This window comes from Telluria sp. ZB4P37 (assembly GCF_059685855.1).
Genome location: NZ_JCASID010000004.1, coordinates 1 through 19,460, shown reverse-complemented (window position 1 = coordinate 19,460; position 19,460 = coordinate 1). Strand labels below are relative to the sequence as shown.

Sequence of the window (19,460 nt, the reverse complement as noted above, 5' to 3'; positions counted from 1 at the left end):
CCGCGCGCCTGCCGCGGGGCCTTCCGGTATAGTGCCCGGATGACGACAACTACCACCGACCGGCACGACGTACGCGTCAACGACCGCGAACAGCTGATCTACCTGCTCACCGAAGCGGCCGAAATCGAACAAGGGCTGATGTGCACCTACCTGTACGCCGGCTGGAGCCTGAAGCAGTCGGCCGGCGAATCGGTCACGCCTGCCCAGCTGGAAGCGATCGGCCGCTGGCGCCGCGAGATCCGCAGCGTCGCGATGGAAGAAATGGCCCACCTGGCCACTGTCAATAACCTCTTGATGAGCATTGGTTCGCCGCCGCATTTCCGGCGCCAGAATTTTCCGGTGCCGCCGGGCTACCACCCCGCCAGCCTGGTGGTGCGCCTGGCGCCGCTCACGCGCGATACGCTGGCCCATTTCGTCTACCTGGAGCGTCCCGAAGGCATGGAGATGGCCCAGGCCAGGGGCTTCGAGACGGCCACCAGCTACCAGCGCCGCCCGCATGCCACCCGGCTCACGCCGACCGCGGAAGACTACGACACCGTCGGCCACCTGTACCGCGGCATCCAGCAGGGTTTCGAGACCCTGGCCGAACGCCTGGGAGAGTCCGCCCTGTTCGTGGGCAGCCTTGAGGCCCAGCTCGGGCCGGACATCATGGACCTCCCCGGACTGGCGACGGTCACCGACCTGCGCAGCGCCGTGCTGGCCATCGACACCATCATCGAACAGGGCGAAGGCGGGCGGCGCGACAGCGAGGAATCGCATTACGCGCGCTTCGTCGCGATGGCGGCGGAATACGACGCCTTCCTGCGCGACGATCCGGCCTTCGTGCCGCACCGCGACATCGTCTCCGACCCGGTCATGTTCGCGCCGATCGGCGACGCGCCCGGCTGCCACGTCAGCGCGCCCGACAGCGCGCGCGTGCTCGACCTGGCCAATGCCAGCTATGGCCTCATGCTGCGGCTGCTCGCCAGCGGCACCGGCACGCCGCAGTCCCCTGCCGCGCGCCGCATGGAAATCGACGGCGCAGTCAACCTGATGCACGTGGTGCATGCGCTAAGCGTGCTTCTCACCACCCTGCCGGCAGGCAGCGAACCGACGCCGCGCGCAGGCATGAACTTCCACCTGCCGCGCAGTGGACTTGCCCTGCCCCAGCGCGAAGCCGGCGCCGCGCTGCTGGCCGAACGCGCCAGCGAAATCGCGCTGGCTCTCGACGTGCTGGCGGCCTCGGCTCCCGGTTTGGACGCGACATTGGCCGGCGCCTTGCACGAGCTGGCAGCCACCCTGGTCACGCCGGCGGCAAGGAGCTGAACGCCGCCGGCGCCCTGCCGGCTGGTGCTTACTTCCCGACCTGCTCGTCTGACCTTCTCCATCCACTCGACCACCTTGCCCTCCAACTGCTCCTGGATCGCCAGGTGGGTCATGGCGGTCGTGGGCAAGGCGCCCTACATTCGCCGCCTGTCGTTCGATGCAGGAAGAACAGCATGCAAGAAGTCACCGTAGTCATCGGCGCCGGGTCGATCGGCCAGGGGCCGGATGGCGCCTTCATCACCGGCAGCGATTTCCTGATGGACGGCGGCGTGACCGCGTCGTTCTACTACGGCGAGCTGGCGCCGCAATGAAGCTTCGGCGTGATCAGCCGGCTTGTCCCGGCTCCTGGCCCGAGTAAACGATTGCCGGGTCCTGCCCCGCGTACAGCAGCTCGACCAACGCGGCGCGCCGGCGCAGGACCGCGCGCTGGTTGATCGAACCCTTGTCGGTGATTTCACCGCGTTCGGCCGATGGCGGCTCGGCCAGCACGAGGGCGCGCGCTATGCGGCTTGCGCTGCCGCCGCCCTTCCCGAGGCTGTGAACCAGGGCTTGAAAATACCCGCGCACCGGACCCGCGGCCAGCACCTCTGCCGCGCTGGCGGAATCGGGCAGGCCACTCAGGCTGCGGCATTGCGGCAGGTTCGGGATGATCAACAGTCCGACCTCGGCGCGCTCATGGCCGGCGATGACGGCGTCCTGCACATACGGCGCGCCTTCGTGCACCACGCGGCTGCGCAGCGTGCCGACGCTGACCCAGGTACCGGTGGATAACTTGAAGTCTTCCGCCAGGCGGCCATCGAACACGAAGCCCAGCCGCGGCCGGGCCGCATCCAGCCACTTGACGGCATCGCCCGAGCAGAAGAAGCCCTCGTCATCGAACATCAGCGCCGTTTCCCCAGGCGACTTCCAGTACCCAGGCGTGACGCCGGGACCGCGGTAGCGTAGTTCGAGCTTGTCGCCGCATGGCACCAGCTTGACTTCGAGGCCGGGACTGGGCACACCCAGCTCGCCCGCGCGCGCGTCTTCACGCATCGTGAACAGGGCGCAGGGTGCCGTCTCGGTCATGCCCAGGCCCGTCGCCATCCGGATCCGCTGGCCGCACGCCGCTTCGGCGCCGGCGTGCAGCGCGTTCCAGACCGGCTGCGCCAGTGCGGCGCCGGCGTGGAACTGCAGCTGCAGGCGGCTGTAGAAATGCTCGCGCAGGGCGGGATCGAGTGCGAGCGCGTGCGCCAGGTCGTCCCATCCCTTGGGCACGTTGAAATGGATGGTCGGCGCGATCTCGCGCAGGTTGGCGATGGTCTGCCTGAACAGCTGCGGGGCCGGCTTGCCGTCGTCGATGTACAGGGTGCCGCCGTTGAACAAGACCAGGTTGAAGCTCTTGTTGCCGCCGAAGGTATGGTTCCATGGCAGCCAGTCGAGCAGCACCGGTGGCGCTTCGGCCAGGAAAGGCCAGACCTGCAGCAGTGCCTGCATGTTGCTGCACAACATACGGTGGGTATTTATTACTGCTTTTGGCTGCGCGGTAGAGCCCGAGGTGAACAGGAACTTGGCAATCGTGTCCGGGCCGACGGCTTGCATGGCCTGGTCCACCGCGGCGCCGGGCGCGGTGCACGCCAGTGCCGAGAACAGCGTCGCCCTACCCCCGGATGGCATGCCGCTTGCCACCACGAACTCGACGTCCGGGCCGCAGGTCCCATCCACTGCGGGGCCGAATGCGCGGCCGTCGGCGGCAAACACCAGGCCGGGATCGAGCAGCTCCATGATCTGCCGCAGCTTGCCGAAATCCCGTGAGGCCAGCGAATAAGCCGGGGAGATCGGGGCGTAGGGAAGGCCAATGTACTGGCAGGCCAGGGCCAGCATGGCGTGGTCGAGGTCGTTCCCGGACAGGATCACCACCGGCCGCCGGGCCGACAAGCCGCGCTGCAGGAGCGCCTGCCCGATCGATCGCGCATGGCGCAGCGCCTCGATGTAGGTGATGTGGCGCCATGCGCCATCGGCGCCGCGCCGGGCAATGAAGCTGCGCTCCGGCGCCTGCATCGCCCAGTGGCGCAGGCGATCCGTCGTGCGCACGACATAGCCGCCGAGCGGCGCCGCCGCCTTCACATAGGTCGCGCCCTTGGCCGTGCGGACCTGTACCGCGTCGTCGCCGAACGCTACCGGGCGGTAGCGGGCGTGTGCATCCATGCTCCTGCCTCCCTTGTTTCCTTCATCGCCCAGCACCTGCTGTTGCCACAGGTTGCCGCCTGCTCTTGATTCTTGCACATTATTGTTCGCCACGTCAGCGGCAAGCGCGCCGGCGCCGGCCGGCCGGGGCCAGAGCTGAGGAACTTTGTGACCGTTCAGGTGTCACTCATCATGTAGCCGCTCAGGGAACGGTCTGTCATGTCCATCATCCGGGAACATCGCCAGCCAGGAATGGCGCGCCCAGAAAACGCGCCGCAGCCCTGCACCTTCCCCCGAACCTGGGCTGCGTTTGTCCTGGTGCTGGCCGTGCTCCTGCCCTTCCCTGCCTTTGCCGCCGCCGTCGGGCTGCTGGCGATCGACGGCGCCATCGGCCCGGCCAGTGCCGACCACATCGTGCGCAGCCTCGAACGCTCGGCCGGGCAGGGGCAGCAACTGCTCATCCTCAGGATGGACACGCCGGGCGGGCTCGACACCTCGATGCGCACCGTGATCAAGGCGATCCTGGCGTCCCCGGTGCCGGTCGTGGCCTGGGTGGCGCCGGGCGGTGCGCGCGCGGCCAGCGCCGGCACCTATATCCTGTATGCGAGCCATATCGCGGCCATGGCGCCGGGCACCAATGTAGGGGCGGCCACGCCGGTGGAAATCGGGATCGGGCCGCAGCAGCCCGGCCCCGCGGGCCCGGGCGCGGGCGCACCGCCGAAAAAGGACGGGCAAGGCGAGGCTGACGCCGACAAGGCCGAATCGTCATCCGCCATGAAGGCCAAGACCATCAACGACGCTGCCGCCTACCTGCGAGGACTCGCGCAACTGCGTGGCCGCAATGCCGACTGGGCCGAGCGCGCGGTGCGCGAATCCGTCAGCCTGAGCGCCGACGAAGCCTTGCAGCAGAATGTCATTGAGTTTGTCGCCGCCAACGTCCCTGCCCTGCTCGCCCAGCTCGACGGCCGCAAGGTCATGGTGCTGGGACAGGAGCGGCGCCTGGCCACCAAGGGCGCGGTTCTGGTCGAATTCCTGCCGGACTGGCGCACCGACGTGTTGGCGGCGATCACCAATCCCGCCGTGGCCCTGCTACTGATGACCATCGGCATCTACGGCCTGGTGTTCGAATTCATGAGCCCGGGCGCGGTGGCGCCGGGGGTGATCGGCGCCATCTGCCTGCTGCTGGGGCTGTACGCCCTGCAGCTGCTGCCGGTGAACTACGCCGGCCTGGCGCTGATCGTGCTGGGGCTGGCCTTCATGATCGGCGAAGCCTATTTGCCCAGCTTCGGCATCCTCGGCCTGGGCGGGATCGCCGCCTTCGTTGCCGGCGCCCTCATGCTGATCGACACCGAACTGCCCGGCTATGGCATCCCGCCGGGCCTGGTCGGCACGCTGGCAGTGGCGAGTGCCCTGATCCTGTTCGGCACGGCGCGCCTGGCCTTGAAAACCCGGCGGCGCCCGGTGACCAGCGGCGCTGCCGGGCTGATCGGCGCGTTGTGCGCCGTGGAGAACGTGGCTGCGCGCGATGCCAGGGAGGCGTGGGTCCGCATCGAAGGCGAGCTGTGGCGTGCGGTCAGCGTCGAGCCGCTGCACCTGTCCCAGACCGTGCGCGTGGTCGGCCGGACCGGACTGACCCTGGAAGTCGCCCCCGTTGCCCAACCCTGAGGAGAATGACGATGTTTTCCGGTATCGGTATCGGCCTTGGCGGCCTGTTCTTCCTGCTGCTGGCGCTGCTGGCCTCGGCGATCCGGGTGCTGCGCGAATACGAGCGTGGCGTCGTGTTCCAGCTGGGACGTTTCTGGGGCGTGAGGGGGCCGGGGCTGGTGATCATCATCCCGGTCCTGCAGCAGATGGTGCGGGTCGACCTGCGCACCATCGTGCTGGACGTGCCGACGCAGGACGTGATCTCGCGTGACAACGTGTCGGTGAAGGTCAACGCCGTGCTCTACTTCCGCGTGGTCGACCCGGAGCGCGCCATCATCCAGGTCGCCAATTACCTGGAAGCGACCAGCCAGCTGGCCCAGACCACCCTGCGCGCCGTGCTCGGCAAGCACGAACTCGACGAGATGCTGGCCGAGCGCGAACGCCTGAACCTGGATATCCAGCAGGTGCTCGATGCCCAGACCGATGCCTGGGGCATCAAGGTCGCCAATGTCGAGATCAAGCACGTCGACCTGGACGAATCGATGATCCGCGCCATCGCCCGCCAGGCCGAGGCCGAGCGCGAGCGGCGGGCCAAGGTGATCCATGCGGAAGGCGAGCTGCAGGCCTCTGAAAAGCTGCAGCAGGCCGCCTTCGTGCTGGCGCAGCAGCCGGGCGCGATGCAGCTGCGCTACATGCAGACGCTGGGAGCGATTGCGGGCGACAAGTCCTCGACCATCGTGTTTCCGCTGCCGATCGAATTACTCGACGTGGTGGCGGCGCGGGCGCGCAGTCCAGCGGCGAAATAAACCGGGCAAGGCCGGGGGGGACAGGCCAGGCAGGCATGGAATTGAGATGTCACTTGATCTGCATCATCCGCACTCCTGACAAGACCCGGTACTCGGCGTAGAGTCGGGAATCAGGTGCACAGACACGAAAGGACCAGCCATGTACAAGACCATCATCGTGCATGTCGACGACAGCCCGTCGATGGACGCCCGGCTGCAGGCGGCCGCCTGGCTTGCCAATGCTCACGATGCGCACCTGGTCGGCAGCGCCGCCACCGGCATGTCCTGGCCGGCCTTCGTGCTGATGGCCGGCTCGATGCGGGTCGCGCCGCGCGAAGACTTTGACGCCTTGCGCACAGCGGCGCGCAACAGCCTGCAGGGGTTCGCCACGCGCGCCCGGAGGCTGGGCGTGCAATCCCTCGAGGAGCGCATGGTCGAGGACGAGCAGCGCCTCGCGCTGCTGCTGCAGTCGCGCTACGCCGACCTGGCCGTGCTCGGCCAGGACGCGGGCGAGTCGGCCGCGCCGCGCGGGCTGCCCCAATACCTCGCCCTGAACGGCCCCAAACCCGTGCTGGTGGTGCCGCCGGCCTATGCCGGCGAGCCGCTTGCCGACCATGTTGTCGTCGGCTGGGACGCCAGCGCGCAGGCGGTGCGCGCCATTGACGCCGCCCTGCCCGTGCTGGTGCGCGCCGCCACGGTGCACCTGGCCCTGGTCAATCCGGACCGCGAATCCGGCCTGCACGGCGACGAGCCCGGCGCCGACATGGCCCTGTTCCTCGCCCGCCACGGCGTCCGGGTCGAGGTCGTCAACGAGCGCACGCAAGCCGCGGCCGGCGACGCCCTGCTGGAGATCGCGCGCGCCACCGGCGCCGGGCTGCTGGTCGCCGGCGCGTTCGGCCACAGCCGTTACCGCGAGATCCTGCTCGGCGGGGTCACCCGGGTGCTGCTCGAGCGCGCGCCGGTGCCGGTGCTGCTGGCACACTGAGGCCATGGCGGATCAGCCATGAACCAGCCCGGTTTCCCTCCCTCCGGCGTGCAAGAGCGCGATGCCAGCGCCTGGCAAGGCACGCACCACGACTATCCCGAATCGGACGTCGGCCATGCCGCGCTCGACCTGCCCCTGCACGCCTGGCTGGGGCGCTTCACCGGCAATGTGTCGCCGGCGGCGCTGGCCATGGCCTGGGTCGACTGGAGCAGCCACCTGCTGCTCTCGCCCGACAAGCAGGCCGAACTGGCGGCGCACGCGGCCTCGGCCTCGCTGCGCTGGCTCCAGTATTGCGCCGGGGCCGCGGCGTCCAGCCTGGCCGAACCGGTGGCGCCGCTGGCCCAGGACAAGCGCTTTGACGAGCCGGACTGGCACCGCTGGCCCTTCAACGTGCTGAGCCAGGGCTTCCTGTTGCAGCAGCAGTGGTGGCACCGCGCGACCAACAGCGTGCGCGGCATGTCGCGCCATCACGCCGATGTCGCCACCTTTGTCGCGCGCCAGCTGCTCGACTGCGCCGCACCGTCGAACTTCGTCGCAACCAACCCGGTGGTGCTGCGCACGAGCTGCGAGCGCGGCGGCATGAACCTGGTGGCCGGCGCCGCGCGCGCAGCTGGCGACGCCTGGCGCGCAGCGACCGGCGAAGCCGAGCTCCCTACCTTCCAGCCTGGCCGCGACGTGGCCTGCACACCGGGCAAGGTGGTGCTGCGCAACCGCCTGGCCGAGCTGCTGCGCTACGACCCGGTCACGCCGGAGGTGCATGCGGTGCCGCTCCTGATCGTGCCGGCCTGGATCATGAAGTACTACGTCCTCGACCTGTCGCCCCACAATTCCCTGGTGCGCTACCTGGTCGAGCATGGGCATACGGTGTACGTCGTCTCCTGGAAGAACCCGGACGCGGGCGACCGCGACCTGGGGCTGGACGACTACCGCCAGCTCGGCGTCATGGCGGCGCTCGATGCGATCGCCTGCGACACCGGCTCGCCCCAGGTCAATGCCTGCGGCTACTGCCTGGGCGGCAGCCTGCTGGCGATCGCCGCCAGCGCCATGGCGCGCGACCACGACCGGCGCCTCGCCAGCCTCACGCTGCTGGCGGCCCAGGTCGATTTCACCGAGCCGGGCGAGCTGTCGCTGTTTATCGACGAGAGCGAGGTCAGCTTCCTGGAAGCGGCGATGTGGAGCCAGGGCTACCTCGACACGCGCCAGATGGCCGGCGCCTTCCAGCTGCTGCGCTCGAACGACCTGATCTGGTCGCGGCGGCTGCGCCACTACCTGCTCGACGTCCCGGACCGCCATACCGACCTGATGTCCTGGAACGCCGACGCCACCCGCATGCCCTACCGAATGCATTCCGAATACCTGCGGCGCCTGTTCCTGAACAACGACCTGGCCGGCGCCCGCTACCGGGTCGGCGGCAAGCCCGTCTCGCTCACCGACATCGCGGTGCCGATCTTCGCGCTCGGCACCCGCACCGACCATGTCGCCCCATGGCGTTCGGTGTACAAGATCGGGCTGCTGACCGATACGGAAGTGAGCTTCCTGCTGACCTCCGGCGGACACAATGCCGGGGTGGTCGCCCCGCCCGGCGATGCGCGCCGCAGCTACCAGCTCGCCACCGCGGCGGCGGACGCGCCCTATAAGGACCCGGAGCGCTGGCAGCACGAAGCGCCGCAGTACGAAGGCAGCTGGTGGCCGGCCTGGGAGGCCTGGCTGGCGGCGCGCGCCGGTCCGCCCACCCGGCCGCCGGCGAACGCACCCACCCTGGGACCGGCGCCCGGGCAATACGTGCTCGCCCCTTGACCATACCTGCCGGCAGCTTCCGCGAAGGCCCGCGCGCGCCGCCGGCCACGCGCAAGGAGGCGGGTTTCACGCCAGGTACTGGCCGCCGTTGACGTCGAAGGTCGCGCCGGTAATAAAAGCGCTGTCCTCCGAGGCGAGGAAGGCGACCACGCGTCCGACCTCCCCTGGGGTGCCCAGGCGCCCGACCGGAATGGCGGCGACGATCCCGCGCAAGGCCTCGGGCGGCACCGCCGCCATCATCGCCGTATCGCAGTAGCCGGGCGCCACCGCGTTGACGGTGATGCCATGTCCGGCATTTTCCAGCGCCAGCGCCTTGGTGAAGCCGAGGATGCCGGCCTTTGCGGCCGCATAATTGACTTGCCCGGCCTGCCCCTTGCGGCCATTGACCGAACTGATGTTGACGATGCGCCCGGCATGCCGCGCGCGCATGCCGCCGATAACATGGCGCGTCACGTTGAACACCGATCCGAGGTTGGTATGCATGACCTGCCACCATTGTTCCGGGCTCATCTTGTGGAACATGCCGTCGGCCGTGATGCCGGCATTGTTGACGAGGACGTCGACCGGGCCGAGCAGCTCCTCGACCCGGGCCACGCCGTCGCGGCATGCCTCGAAGTCGGCCACGTCCCAGCGCAGGGCCAGGATGCCGGTCTCGTCCTGCATGCAGCGCGCCGCCGCCTCGTCGCTGTGATAGCTGGCCGCCACCCGGCAGCCCGCATCGCGCAGGGCGATGGCGATTGCCCGTCCCAGCCCGCGCGTGCCGCCCGTTACCAACGCAATCTTGTCCATGTCATCCTCCTTGCCAGTGTTGACCGGGCCGAGTGCCGGCTGGCAGCTCAGCGCCGCATCGCCCTGCCGAAGCGCGACAGGGCGAACGAAAACAGTGCGGCGCCGATCGCCGGCAGGGCCCGGAAGTCCAGGCAGCGGGTCGATCCAGCATAGGCGCCCCATCCAGAATGCCTCGGATGCCGTCCAATGGCGCAAACGGAACTGCAAACGGAACTTCAAGAAGGTGGGCCGGGCCCGGCCGCCTTGCTAGCCGAGGCAGATCCCAAGGTCGAGCGCAGTGCGCACCGTGTCGCCGTCGACCGGCACGCGCCTGTTGCGGCCGGCGACCCGGGCCAGCGGCACGGTGCCGATATCATGCTCGGCCAGGGTTACCATGATGCCGGACTCGCCACGCGCCAGTGCGCGCACGGCGGCGGCGCCGAAACGCGCCGCGACCACGCGGTCGAATGCCGAGGGGCTGCCGCCGCGCAGCAGATGCCCCAGCACCACGCTGCGGCATTCCTTGCCGGACCGCTCGGCCAGCCGCGCCTCGACCCAGGCCCCGATGCCGCCCAGGCGCTCGGCCTGCCCGACGGTGGCGGCCGCCTGCACGGCGCGCGCCCCGCCGACCGGCTGCGCGCCCTCGGCCGCCACCACGATGGCATGGCGGTGGCCCGCCGCGTCGCGCTGCGCGATGGCCGCGGCGACCGTGTCGATGTCGAAAGCGATTTCAGGCAGCAAGATGGCGTGGGCGCCGGCCGCCATCCCCGCGTGCAGGGCGATCCAGCCGGCGTAGCGGCCCATCACCTCGACCACCATGACGCGGTGCTGGCTGTGGGCGGTGGTGTGGAGGCGGTCGATGCATTCGGTTGCGAAGCCGACCGCCGTGTCGAAGCCGAAGGTCTGGATGGTGTGGTCGAGGTCGTTGTCGATGGTCTTGGGCACGCCCACCACCGCCAGCCCTTTCCGGTGCAGGCAGTCGGCGATTTCCATCGAGCCGTCGCCGCCGACCGCGACCAGCGCCTCGATGCCACGCCGGCGGCACAGGGCAAGCAGCTCATCGGAGCGGTCCTGTTCCGCCAGGCTGCCGTCGGGCTGGCGTACCGGGAAACGCAAGGGGTTGCCGCGGTTGGTGCTGCCGAGGATGGTGCCGCCGAGATGGCCGATGCCGTGCACCGCATCGGCCGTCAGCCGCACGACCGGCTCGCCCAGGCACTGGTCCGGCGCCAGCAGGCCGTTGAAGCCGTCGCGGATGCCGTGGCATTCCCAGCCCAGCCGCCCGGCCGCGAGCACCACCGCGCGGATGACGGCGTTCAGGCCGGGCGCGTCCCCGCCGCCGGTGGCGATCGCGATGCGCTTGACGGGTGTATGCATGGGACCTCGCTTTGCTACGCTCGATGCCGGGCCTGAAAATATAGCATGGGACGGCGCCGCCACGTGCAGCGCGCCCGCGACGCTGGCGTGCACGCCGGGCTGGAGCATCAGGAACCACACCAGGGCCCCACCCAGCAGACAGGGCCAGGGGGACATCACGCGCGGGCGCCGGTTCATCGGTAAAAGGCCGCCGACCGTCGAGGACGAAACGGAAAGCCGTGGCGCATGCGATGCCGGCTTGCGCAGCACCGTTTGCGCCCGCCAGGATTTTTCAGGCGGATGGCTCGCCCTGCCCGATCGGCGCTATACTGGCCTGGCGCGGGCGTGCCCCGCAAGCGCGTTACTGTGAACGCCGATCAATCCGGATGGAGCCCATATGTTCCACGAGAGAGTGTGTGTCGCCACCGATGGCTCCGACCTGGCCGTCAGGGCCGCCCAGATGGGCGCCGTACTGGCGCATGCCGGCGCCGGGCGCATGATCGCGGTCTCGGTGGCGCAAGCGCAGGTCGCCACGCCCGGGAACGGCGCCGCCACGCCAGAAGCCCAGGCCAGGCTCGCACGCGCGGAACAGGCGGCACGCGCGCATGTCGCCAACGTTGAACGCATAGCCCGCACCGCCGGAGTCAGCTGCGAAACGGCCACGCCGGTGGCGCCGGCCCCCGGACCGGCCATTCTCCAGGCAGCAGCAGACCATGGCTGCGACCTGATCGTGATGGGCACCCATGGCCCGAACGACGCCAACCCCCTGTTCACGGGCAGCAATGCACAGTATGTGCTCGCCAATTCGACGATTCCCGTGTTGCTGCTGCGCGATCCGCGCGACGCCTCGCAGCCGGAATTCGTCGAAGGCGCCGGCTAGGTGCCAGGACGGCGCCGCCGACGGCCGGGCCCGGCAAATTCGGCGGCATTCAGCCCCGGCATGGGAGCTCCTGCGGGAAAGGATGGGGTGCTGCGCTCAGCGTGCCATCAGCACCGGCACCGTCGCGCTGCGCAGCATGGTGATGCTGGCGCCGCCCAGGATCAGTTCACCGAATTGCGAATGGCCGTAGCACCCCATCACGACAGGTCGCTGAAGCGTCCGAGCCGGGCCAGTGCATCGCTGGCCAGGGTTAAATACGCTGGTATCGTCGTTCATGATCCGGCGTGGAGAAAATGGCGCGCCGGTCCAGTCGATTGTTGTGCTTCGCCACGCTGCCGGAGGCTGCCCTATGAGCATACGCAACCTGAACCACATGTTCGCACCGGCATCGGTGGCAGTGATCGGCGCCCCGGACCCTCCGGGCGGTGTTGGCGCCACGGGCCTGGCGCTGGCGGAAAACACGCGCATGCAGGCACTGGCGCGCGCCCTCGGCTTCGACCTGGCCCCGGCGGCGGACGCAATGGTGGCGATGCGGCGCCGGCTGGACGCCGCCGGGGAGGCTCCGTGGGCAAACATATCCTGATCATCCAGGGCCACCCGGACGGCGCCGGGCAGCACCTGTGCCATGCGCTGGCCGAGGCCTATGCCGAGGGCGCGCGTGCCGGCGGCCACAGCGTCGAGACCATCGAGCCGGCGCGCCTCGGGTTTGCGCTGCTGGCCGATCCGCACGACTGGCTCGAGGGCGAGCTGCCCGCGGCGCTGCTGCCGGCGCAACAGGCGATCGCGCACGCCGCGCACATTGTGCTGGTCTATCCGCTCTGGCTGGGCGACATGCCGGCCCTGCTCAAGGGCTTCCTGGAACAGGTGCTGCGGCCGGGCTTCGCGCTGGCGCGCGCGCCGGCCAATCCGCTCAAGGCGGGCCTGCTGGGCGGGCGCAGCGCACGCATCATCGTCACCATGGGCATGCCGGCGCCGGTCTACCGGTGGTTCTACCGGGCCCACAGCCTGCAGGTCCTGCGCCGTAACATCCTGGGCTTTGCCGGCATCGCGCCGGTGGGCGCGACCGTCATCGGCGGCGCCGGCGACATGCCGGCGGAACGCTTTGCACGCTGGTGCGAACGGCTGCGGCGCCTGGGCGAGCTCGCCGCCTGAAGCGTCGCCGCTCAGTGCCGCCCCACGCGCGCCGCCAGCAATGTACGCAGCCCGAGGGCGGCCAGCGCGAGCGCGGCGGCCAGCACGGCGGCGCCCGGCGCAAGCGGCGGGGGCGGCGCCAGCAGCAGCATCGACGCGGCCGCGGGCAGGTAGAGCGCCAGCGCCAGCAGCAGCAGGGCGACGGCGGCGATGCTCAAGAACACCGGATTGGCCGCGCGCAGCACGCCCTGGCCCCGCGGCGCTGGCGGTTCGCCGGCAGCAGCGCCAGCTTGCACAGCACCGGCCCGGCAAATCCGGCCGCGCGCGCTTCAGGCCCGGGCAGCCGCCACAGCGCCCATCCATACAGCGCCGCCACCAGCACCAGCACCAGCACCCACAGCCCTTGCACCAGTGCGTTAACGAGCGCGGCGCGCCAGAACAGCGCCTCGTCGCGCCCGCGCGGCGGCTGCTCCATCAGGTCGGTCTCCGGCGGCTCGTTCTCGAATGCCAGCGTGCAGGCCGGATCGATCACCAGCTTCAGGAACACGATATGCAGGGGTACAGCATCGCCGGCCAGCCCGGCAGCAGGGGAGCTCGGCGGCTTCGTGGGCGACGTTGACGCCGTCGCCGGTCATGGCCACCATCGCCCCGCCGTGCTGCAGCGCCTGCGCGATGCGCAGTCTCTGCTGCGGCGCCCATCGTCAGCAGGGGCGCGGCGCCAGCTCGACGCGGTCGCGGCCGTTCGACTTGGCCTGGTAGAGCGCGGTGTCGGCCGCGGCCAGCACTGCCTCGAAGTCCGCATGCTGCGGCGCCAGCGCGGCAATCCCTATGCTGATCGTGCACCGCGCGGTTCCCGTCGGGGTCTCCAGGCGAATGGCAGCCACGGCCGTGCGCATGCGCTCGGCGCAGGCCAGTGCGTCGTTTTCATCCGTCTCGGGCATGACGCAGGCGAATTCCTCGCCGCCGATCCGCCCGAAATAGTCGCTCGCGCGCAGCTCGGTGGAACAGGCTTGGCACACCGCGCGGATCAGGGCGTCGCCCGTCGGGTGTCCATAGGTATCGTTGACGCGCTTGAAGTGGTCGATATCGAGCATGCCGATGGCCAGCGGATGCCGGTAGCGCCGGGCCAGCGCCACGTCATGGGTCGCGAGCTCGACCAGGTAGCCGCGGGCCAGGACGCCGCTCAGGCTGTCGTGATGGGCGGACCAGGCCAGCGCACGCTCGGTGAGGAAAGCGGCGCGCCGCCATCGCCCGTGGCCGATGGCGACGACCAGGGCCAGGCCCAGCGTGACCAGGTAGACCAGGGCGCAGCTGCCAAACAGCCGTGGCGGCAGCACCGCCGCGCCGAGGATGAGGAACAACAGCGACGGGAACAGGACCAGCAGCAGCAGGCGCGGCACGCGGGGTTCGACCAGCGCGAGCGGAAACATGACGCCGGTGATCGCGGGCAGTGCCAGTACCAGGCCATCGGGCAACAGCGCCGCGCTGACGATCATGGCGCTGCAATGGGTGCCATATACGAGGACGCAACGCCAGGCAACCGCGATGCGGCCGTTCCACGAGAAATAGCCCAGCGCGCCTGCCAGCACCAGCGCGAGGCGCAGCTTGGTGGTGGCAGGGGCCTGCTGCGGCGCGATCCAGTAGTCCCAGGCGCTGAACAGGAACACGCCGACGCCGAATGCGGCGCCGAGCGCAGGCAGCATCCCGGACAGCGCGCGGTCGAGCGCCTTGCCGAAATCGCGTTCGTCCACGCGGTCCAGGGTGCCGAGCATGCGGGCGAGCTGCGCACGTGCGCCGTGGCGGGGCTGGCCCGCGGGGTCATGCTGCGTGGCAGCCGGCCCCTCCCCTGCCACAGCCGGTTTGTCCTCGTGGCTTGCGAACGGCGGCATCGCTGCGCTGCCGGGCCGAGGGGAGGCCAGGGCCGCCTAAACCGGGGCCGCGGCAGGTCCGAGGCCGCCCTGTGCGGGCGCGTGCCCGCCCGCCGGGGCCGGGCGCATGACCATCACGGGCACCGGTGCATAGGCCAGCACCGACTGGGTCACGCTGCCGGCCAGCAGCCGGCTCAGCCCGCGCCGTCCGTGCGAGCCCATGATAATCAGGTCGCACCCCTGCTCGCGCGCCGTATCGACGATGACTTCGCCAGGGTCGAGCGAGAATTTGGTCAGCGGCGTGCAACGTACCCCGGCCAGGCGGGCCCGCTCGGCGATCGCGGTGACAAATGCAAAGGCATGGTCGAGCAGCACGTCGACCTGCTGGCCCGGGTCGAGCACCATGGCTCCATCGAGAGACTGGAGTACGGGCTCGGGCACGGCGACGGACAGCGCGACGATCTCGCTGCCGCATGCCTGGGCAAACTCGATGGCCGCGGCGACGGCGTCGTTGGAAACGGGCGAGCCGTCGGTCGGTACCAGGATGCGCTTGTACATGGTTGTTCTCCTGTGTGGGCGCGGCCCTAGCGATGCACCATGACCGGGATCGCACTGTGCACGAGCACCTTCTGTGTTTCGCTGCCCAGCAACAATCCCTTGATACCCTTGTGGCCATGCGAGGCCATGACGATCAGGTCGCACCGGTTCGCGCGCGCGGTGGAGATGATGGCCTCGTATGGATTATCGGATACGGCCAGCACGGAAGTACAGGGTACACCGGAATCGCGTGCGGCGGCCGACACTTGGTCGAGCAGGCGCTGGCCACTCGCCTGGCTGGCGGCGTCGTATTCGTCGCGGGTCTGCTCCAGCATCTCGGCGTCGGTGGTGAAGGTATGGAACTCCGGCACGGCGGTCATGGCGACCACCTCGGCCCCCACGCTGCTGGCGAAGTCGACGCCCGCCAGGATGGCGCGCCGGGATGCCTCCGAACCGTCGGTTGGCAGCAGTATTCGCTTGTACATTGTAAGCTCCTGAAGTAAGCCGGCGCTGCCGGCGGGCGCCGCCAGGCGGGCTGGGTGCTCCCCCGGAGCAGGATCACCGGCAGCGGCGAACAGGCCAGCACCAGCTGCGAGCCATCGGTGGGAACGAGGATCTTGCGGAACATGGTGGCCTTCGTGGGGTCCATGCGAACTTGGATAGCCTGGAACCCAGTCTGGTCTTATAGATCAACAATTTCTTTGACCTGGATCAAAAGCGCCTAACAATGTGGCAGGTCGCTGCGTCGTCGCAGGCCGCGGAACCATTGACGCGTTGGCATCCCCAAATGAACGGGGCCTTGCAGCAGCAGCTCGACGGCTGCGGGCGCACCGACTTCCAGGGAGGCAGCGCCGGGGCGCTGTACGACAGCATCACGGGCAAGCTGTTTGCGCTGCCGGACGACACCCGTGTGTGGCCGGGCCATGACTACCATGGCCCGGCGGTATCGACCATCGAGCCGCAACCTGGGCCTGCCGCACGGCTCCTGGGCAGCAAAGCGCCCCGCCGCCTGCCGCCTCAATCCACGGCCGCCGCCGCCAGCGCCGTCATGTTGACGATCCGCCGCACCGTCGCGCTCGGGCTCAGGATGTGCACCGGCTTGGCCGCGCCCAGCAAGATCGGCCCGACGGTCACGCCCTTGCCCGCTGCGACCTTGAGCACATTGAACAGGATGTTGGCCGCGTCCAGCGAAGGCATCACCAGCAGATTGGCGCTGCCCGCAAAGCCGTCCGGGATCTTGTAGAGGTCGCGGATTTCTTCCGACAGCGCCGCGTCGCCGTGGACCTCGCCGATCACCGACAGATCCGGCGCAGATTCTTTGAGCAGTTCGCGCGCTTCGCGCATGCGGCGCGCGGATGGGCGGTTTGATGAGCCGAGCGACGAATGAGAGAGCAGCGCCACCCGCGGCTCGAGCCCGAACTGGCGCAGCATCGCCGCGCCCAGGCGGGCGATTTCCGCCAGTTCCGGTGCGCTCGGCTGGTCGTTGACATAGGTATCGGTAATGAACAGCGTGTGCTTGTCGAGCACCAGCGCATTCATTGCCGCCAGCACGCCGACGCCCGGCGCCATGCCGATCTCGCTTTGTACGTGCACCAGGTGGCTGTCGTAGCTGCCCTCCATGCCGCAGATGAGCGCATCGACCTCGCCCGCTGCCAGCATGCGCGTGCCCTGCAGCGTGGCCTCGCCCTCGAGTTCCATCAGCGTGTAGTCGACGTCAAGCTGCAGCCGCAAGCCCGCTTCCCTGATCGCGCGCTCGACCTTGGCCTTCTCGCCGATCAGCACCGGATAGGCGATGCCTTCATCGACCACGGTCTGCACCGCGCGCAGCACGCGGGTATCCATGCCTTCGGCATAGGCGACCCGGCGCGGACGCGCCTTGGCCTGGGCAAACACCGGTTTCATGAAGAAGCCGGTGTGGTAGATCATCTGCGCCAGCTTGTCGCGGTAGGCCGCCATGTCTTCGATCGGGCGGGCCGCCACGCCGGATGTCGCCGCAGCTTCGGCCACGCGCGGGGCGATCGCCGCCAACAGGCGCGGGTCGAAGGGTTTCGGGATGATGTATTCCGGACCGAAGGAGAGATCCTGGCCCTCGTAGGCCGAGGCCACCACGTCGCTGGCTTCGGCTTCGGCCAGTTCGGCAATCGCGGTGACACAGGCCAGCTTCATCTCGTCGGTGATGCGGGTGGCGCCGCAATCGAGCGCGCCGCGGAAGATGTAGGGAAAGCACAGGACGTTGTTGACCTGGTTCGGGTAGTCCGAGCGGCCGGTGGCGATGATGCAGTCGGGCCGCGCGGCGCGCGCCACTTCCGGGCGGATTTCCGGTTCCGGATTGGCCAGCGCCAGGATCACCGGCTGCGCCGCCATGGTCTTGACCATGGCGCCGGTGAGCACGCCCGCGGTCGAGCAGCCGAGGAAGACGTCGGTTCCATGCATGATGTCGGCGAGCGTGCGCGCATCGGTGGCCTGGGCATAGCGCGCCTTGTTGGCTTCCATGTCGGCCTCGCGGCCGACGTAGATGACGCCCTTGGAATCGGTGACATAGATATTCTCGCGCTTCACGCCCAGCAGCACCATCATGTCCAGGCAGGCGATCGCCGCCGCGCCGGCGCCGGAGGCGGCCAGCTTGATCTGCCCAATGTCCTTGCCCACCACCTTGAGCGCATTCAGGAGCGCGGCGGTGGAGATGATCGCGGTGCCGTGCTGGTCGTCGTGGAAGACCGGGATGTTCATCCGCTCGCGCAGCTTCTTCTCGATGTAGAAGCATTCCGGCGCCTTGATGTCTTCCAGGTTGATGCCGCCGACCGTGGGCTCGAGCATGGCGATCGCGTCGACCAGCTTGTCCGGGTCCATTTCGTCCAGCTCCAGGTCGAATACGTCGACCCCCGCGAATTTCTTGAACAGGCAGCCCTTGCCTTCCATGACCGGCTTGGAAGCCAGCGGGCCAATGTTCCCCAGCCCCAGCACGGCGGTGCCGTTGGTGATCACGGCCACCAGGTTGGCGCGCGAGGTGTACTCGGCGGCCATGTTCGGGTCCGCGGCGATCTCCTCGCAGGCATAGGCCACGCCCGGTGAATAGGCCAGCGACAGGTCGCGCTGGTTCGACAGCGGCTTGGTGGCGACCACCTCGATCTTGCCGCGGGTCGGGCTGCGGTGGTACTCCAGCGCGTCGGCGCGCAGCTGGGTGTCGCGGGATTGGTCGTTGCTGGATTCCGTGCTCATCGTGTCTCCTGTTGTTTTCGTGTGCGGGAGCGGCCTTGCGCCTGCTGGCAAGCCTACCTGTCGAAAAGCCATCATTGCAACACGAAATGGGAAAAGCCATCACTTCGGATGATTTTTGGGAGAAGGATGGGTACGAGGATGGGATTCGCCCACATGCTGCGGGCCGCCCTCGCGCAAGTATGCGCGAGGCTTCGCATCCAACGCGGGAGCCATGCAGATGGCTCCCTCCTTCCGCGTACGCAATAAAAAAGCTCCCATGCGGGAGCTTTTTTATTACTACTGGCGGAGAGGGTGGGATTCGCCCACATGCCGCAGGCCGCCCTCGCGCAAGTATGCGCGAGGCTTCGAATCCAACGCGGGAGCCATGCAGATGGCTCCCTCCTTCCGCGTACGCAATAAAAAAGCTCCCATGCGGGAGCTTTTTTATTACTACTGGCGGAGAGGGTGGGATTCGAACCCACGGTACGATTTAACGTACGCCTGATTTCGAGTCAGGTACATTCGACCACTCTGCCACCTCTCCTGAAACGGTGTTGCGGTCGCTGTAAGCGAGGCCGAATTATAGCGAAGGATCGAACTTCGTGGAAGAGGAAAAAGTACGGCAAGTTAATTTTCTTCAAAGTTGGCTTGCACCCCAGTAGGAAAGGAAATTTCACGTGAGCCTGCTGGGTGACAGGAAATTTCACGAGGTCGCTATGGATGCATTGCCAGGACTGGAGTGAGACTCCCTGCGGGAGCCTGGAAGGGTGGGATTCGCCCACATGCCGCAGGCCGCCCTCGCGCAAGTATGCGCGAGGCTTCGCATCCCACGCGGGAGCCATGCAGATGGCTCCCTCCTTCCGCGTTACATAATAAAAAAGCTCCCATGCTGAACTGACCCCGTAAAGTTGGACGGTTGGTTTAATGAGCGGCCAAGGGCTGGGTTCTGTATTGCACAGGACTCAGCCCTTTTAGTTTCATCTTGATGCGGTCGTGATTGTAATAGCGGATGTATTTCTTGAGACCCGTTTTTAGTTCGTCGATGC

At 68.5% G+C, this 19,460-nt stretch carries 19 protein-coding genes, 1 tRNA gene and 2 pseudogenes; 10 read left to right on the top strand and 12 right to left on the bottom strand.

Features of this window, described 5'->3' with window-relative positions; genetic code table 11:
* The first annotated feature begins 39 nt into the window (after positions 1 to 39).
* Both AC56K1_RS09380 and AC56K1_RS09375 read left to right on the top strand, forming a co-directional pair.
* Positions 40 to 1,305 (top strand): ferritin-like domain-containing protein, encoded by a 1,266-nt coding sequence (locus AC56K1_RS09380; RefSeq protein ID WP_497157573.1) that lies wholly within the window; start codon positions 40 to 42, stop codon positions 1,303 to 1,305.
* A 203-nt stretch (positions 1,306 to 1,508) separates the two neighbouring features.
* A pseudogene (locus tag AC56K1_RS09375) lies at positions 1,509 to 1,616 on the top strand (SDR family oxidoreductase); the annotation flags it as partial.
* Positions 1,617 to 1,629: 13 nt separating this feature from the next.
* Here AC56K1_RS09375 and AC56K1_RS09370 read toward each other — a convergent pair.
* The gene (locus AC56K1_RS09370) at positions 1,630 to 3,489 is read right to left on the bottom strand and encodes a feruloyl-CoA synthase (RefSeq protein ID WP_497157572.1); all 1,860 of its coding nucleotides are present in this window, start codon (positions 3,487 to 3,489) and stop codon (positions 1,630 to 1,632) included.
* Positions 3,490 to 3,687: 198 nt separating this feature from the next.
* Between AC56K1_RS09370 and AC56K1_RS09365 the strand changes: the two genes are divergently transcribed.
* The 4 genes from AC56K1_RS09365 to AC56K1_RS09350 all read left to right on the top strand — a co-directional run bounded on the left by AC56K1_RS09365 (position 3,688) and on the right by AC56K1_RS09350 (position 8,679).
* On the top strand, positions 3,688 to 5,133 hold the full coding sequence (locus tag AC56K1_RS09365; protein WP_497157571.1) for an NfeD family protein: 1,446 nt from the start codon (positions 3,688 to 3,690) through the stop codon (positions 5,131 to 5,133).
* Positions 5,134 to 5,144: 11 nt separating this feature from the next.
* Positions 5,145 to 5,918 carry a slipin family protein gene (locus AC56K1_RS09360; RefSeq protein WP_497157570.1) on the top strand — a complete coding sequence of 258 codons (774 nt, stop codon included), beginning with the start codon at positions 5,145 to 5,147 and terminating at the stop codon, positions 5,916 to 5,918.
* Positions 5,919 to 6,057: 139 nt separating this feature from the next.
* Positions 6,058 to 6,882 (top strand): universal stress protein, encoded by an 825-nt coding sequence (locus AC56K1_RS09355; protein ID WP_497157569.1) that lies wholly within the window; start codon positions 6,058 to 6,060, stop codon positions 6,880 to 6,882.
* An 18-nt stretch (positions 6,883 to 6,900) separates the two neighbouring features.
* Positions 6,901 to 8,679: a PHA/PHB synthase family protein gene (locus AC56K1_RS09350; RefSeq protein ID WP_497157568.1), complete on the top strand. Its 1,779-nt coding sequence runs from the start codon at positions 6,901 to 6,903 to the stop codon at positions 8,677 to 8,679.
* Positions 8,680 to 8,745: 66 nt separating this feature from the next.
* Here the strand turns inward: AC56K1_RS09350 and phbB are convergent, their stop codons facing one another.
* Both phbB and AC56K1_RS09340 read right to left on the bottom strand, forming a co-directional pair.
* The gene (phbB, locus tag AC56K1_RS09345) at positions 8,746 to 9,468 is read right to left on the bottom strand and encodes an acetoacetyl-CoA reductase (protein ID WP_497157567.1); all 723 of its coding nucleotides are present in this window, start codon (positions 9,466 to 9,468) and stop codon (positions 8,746 to 8,748) included.
* Positions 9,469 to 9,714: 246 nt separating this feature from the next.
* Positions 9,715 to 10,821, bottom strand: a complete 1,107-nt coding sequence (locus tag AC56K1_RS09340) for a 6-phosphofructokinase (RefSeq protein WP_497157566.1) — start codon at positions 10,819 to 10,821, stop codon at positions 9,715 to 9,717.
* A gap of 376 nt (positions 10,822 to 11,197) precedes the next feature.
* On the opposite strand from AC56K1_RS09340, the gene AC56K1_RS09335 reads away from it, so the two are divergent.
* Complete coding sequence (locus tag AC56K1_RS09335) at positions 11,198 to 11,680, top strand: universal stress protein (protein ID WP_497157565.1); 483 nt, start codon at positions 11,198 to 11,200, stop codon at positions 11,678 to 11,680.
* A 96-nt stretch (positions 11,681 to 11,776) separates the two neighbouring features.
* Here the strand turns inward: AC56K1_RS09335 and AC56K1_RS09330 are convergent, their stop codons facing one another.
* A complete protein-coding gene (locus AC56K1_RS09330) occupies positions 11,777 to 11,956 on the bottom strand; it encodes a hypothetical protein (protein ID WP_497157564.1) in 180 nt (59 codons plus the stop codon).
* A 73-nt stretch (positions 11,957 to 12,029) separates the two neighbouring features.
* Here AC56K1_RS09330 and AC56K1_RS09325 point away from each other — a divergent pair, with 73 nt between their 5' ends.
* Both AC56K1_RS09325 and AC56K1_RS09320 read left to right on the top strand, forming a co-directional pair.
* Positions 12,030 to 12,263, top strand: coding sequence for a hypothetical protein (locus AC56K1_RS09325; RefSeq protein ID WP_497157563.1), 234 nt, complete (start codon positions 12,030 to 12,032; stop codon positions 12,261 to 12,263).
* Positions 12,245 to 12,832 carry an NAD(P)H-dependent oxidoreductase gene (locus tag AC56K1_RS09320; protein WP_497157562.1) on the top strand — a complete coding sequence of 196 codons (588 nt, stop codon included), beginning with the start codon at positions 12,245 to 12,247 and terminating at the stop codon, positions 12,830 to 12,832. The genes AC56K1_RS09325 and AC56K1_RS09320 overlap by 19 nt, the downstream gene beginning before the upstream one ends.
* A gap of 11 nt (positions 12,833 to 12,843) precedes the next feature.
* Here the strand turns inward: AC56K1_RS09320 and AC56K1_RS09315 are convergent, their stop codons facing one another.
* The 5 genes from AC56K1_RS09315 to AC56K1_RS09295 all read right to left on the bottom strand — a co-directional run bounded on the left by AC56K1_RS09315 (position 12,844) and on the right by AC56K1_RS09295 (position 15,701).
* Positions 12,844 to 13,035: a hypothetical protein gene (locus AC56K1_RS09315; protein WP_497157561.1), complete on the bottom strand. Its 192-nt coding sequence runs from the start codon at positions 13,033 to 13,035 to the stop codon at positions 12,844 to 12,846.
* Entirely contained in the window at positions 13,026 to 13,358 is a 333-nt protein-coding gene (locus AC56K1_RS09310) for a cation transporting ATPase C-terminal domain-containing protein (RefSeq protein ID WP_497157560.1), read from the bottom strand. Before AC56K1_RS09310 ends, AC56K1_RS09315 begins: the two co-directional genes overlap by 10 nt.
* Positions 13,359 to 13,512: 154 nt before the next feature.
* The gene (locus AC56K1_RS09305; protein WP_497157559.1) at positions 13,513 to 14,700 is read right to left on the bottom strand and encodes a GGDEF domain-containing protein; all 1,188 of its coding nucleotides are present in this window, start codon (positions 14,698 to 14,700) and stop codon (positions 13,513 to 13,515) included.
* 36 nt (positions 14,701 to 14,736) lie between these two features.
* On the bottom strand, positions 14,737 to 15,237 hold the full coding sequence (locus AC56K1_RS09300) for a universal stress protein (RefSeq protein ID WP_497157558.1): 501 nt from the start codon (positions 15,235 to 15,237) through the stop codon (positions 14,737 to 14,739).
* Positions 15,238 to 15,263: 26 nt separating this feature from the next.
* Positions 15,264 to 15,701 (bottom strand): universal stress protein, encoded by a 438-nt coding sequence (locus tag AC56K1_RS09295; RefSeq protein ID WP_497157557.1) that lies wholly within the window; start codon positions 15,699 to 15,701, stop codon positions 15,264 to 15,266.
* Between the two features lie 326 nt (positions 15,702 to 16,027).
* Here AC56K1_RS09295 and AC56K1_RS09290 point away from each other — a divergent pair.
* Positions 16,028 to 16,207, top strand: a pseudogene (locus AC56K1_RS09290) (MBL fold metallo-hydrolase); the annotation flags it as partial.
* 26 nt (positions 16,208 to 16,233) lie between these two features.
* On the opposite strand, the gene AC56K1_RS09285 reads toward AC56K1_RS09290, so the two are convergent.
* The 3 genes from AC56K1_RS09285 to AC56K1_RS09275 form a co-directional block, all read right to left on the bottom strand.
* Entirely contained in the window at positions 16,234 to 18,435 is a 2,202-nt protein-coding gene (locus AC56K1_RS09285) for an NADP-dependent malic enzyme (RefSeq protein WP_497157556.1), read from the bottom strand.
* A 433-nt stretch (positions 18,436 to 18,868) separates the two neighbouring features.
* Positions 18,869 to 18,958 (bottom strand) — tRNA-Ser (locus AC56K1_RS09280).
* A 377-nt stretch (positions 18,959 to 19,335) separates the two neighbouring features.
* On the bottom strand, positions 19,336 to 19,460 hold a 125-nt coding region (locus AC56K1_RS09275), incomplete at its 5' end, for an IS3 family transposase (protein WP_497157813.1).

Bases quoted from the DNA above. Each gene is read 5' to 3' on its own strand.
- phbB (WP_497157567.1), bottom strand. From the start codon at position 9,468: ATGGACAAGATTGCGTTGGTAACGGGCGGCACGCGCGGGCTGGGACGG.
- AC56K1_RS09325 (WP_497157563.1), top strand. From the start codon at position 12,030: ATGAGCATACGCAACCTGAACCACATGTTCGCACCGGCATCGGTGGCA.
- AC56K1_RS09380 (WP_497157573.1), top strand. From the start codon at position 40: ATGACGACAACTACCACCGACCGGCACGACGTACGCGTCAACGACCGC.
- AC56K1_RS09335 (WP_497157565.1), top strand. From the start codon at position 11,198: ATGTTCCACGAGAGAGTGTGTGTCGCCACCGATGGCTCCGACCTGGCC.
- AC56K1_RS09340 (WP_497157566.1), bottom strand. From the start codon at position 10,821: ATGCATACACCCGTCAAGCGCATCGCGATCGCCACCGGCGGCGGGGAC.
- AC56K1_RS09285 (WP_497157556.1), bottom strand. From the start codon at position 18,435: ATGAGCACGGAATCCAGCAACGACCAATCCCGCGACACCCAGCTGCGC.
- AC56K1_RS09300 (WP_497157558.1), bottom strand. From the start codon at position 15,237: ATGTACAAGCGCATCCTGGTACCGACCGACGGCTCGCCCGTTTCCAAC.
- AC56K1_RS09365 (WP_497157571.1), top strand. From the start codon at position 3,688: ATGTCCATCATCCGGGAACATCGCCAGCCAGGAATGGCGCGCCCAGAA.
- AC56K1_RS09305 (WP_497157559.1), bottom strand. From the start codon at position 14,700: ATGCCGCCGTTCGCAAGCCACGAGGACAAACCGGCTGTGGCAGGGGAG.
- AC56K1_RS09370 (WP_497157572.1), bottom strand. From the start codon at position 3,489: ATGGATGCACACGCCCGCTACCGCCCGGTAGCGTTCGGCGACGACGCG.
- AC56K1_RS09350 (WP_497157568.1), top strand. From the start codon at position 6,901: ATGAACCAGCCCGGTTTCCCTCCCTCCGGCGTGCAAGAGCGCGATGCC.
- AC56K1_RS09295 (WP_497157557.1), bottom strand. From the start codon at position 15,701: ATGTACAAGCGAATACTGCTGCCAACCGACGGTTCGGAGGCATCCCGG.
- AC56K1_RS09330 (WP_497157564.1), bottom strand. From the start codon at position 11,956: ATGAACGACGATACCAGCGTATTTAACCCTGGCCAGCGATGCACTGGC.
- AC56K1_RS09360 (WP_497157570.1), top strand. From the start codon at position 5,145: ATGTTTTCCGGTATCGGTATCGGCCTTGGCGGCCTGTTCTTCCTGCTG.
- AC56K1_RS09355 (WP_497157569.1), top strand. From the start codon at position 6,058: ATGTACAAGACCATCATCGTGCATGTCGACGACAGCCCGTCGATGGAC.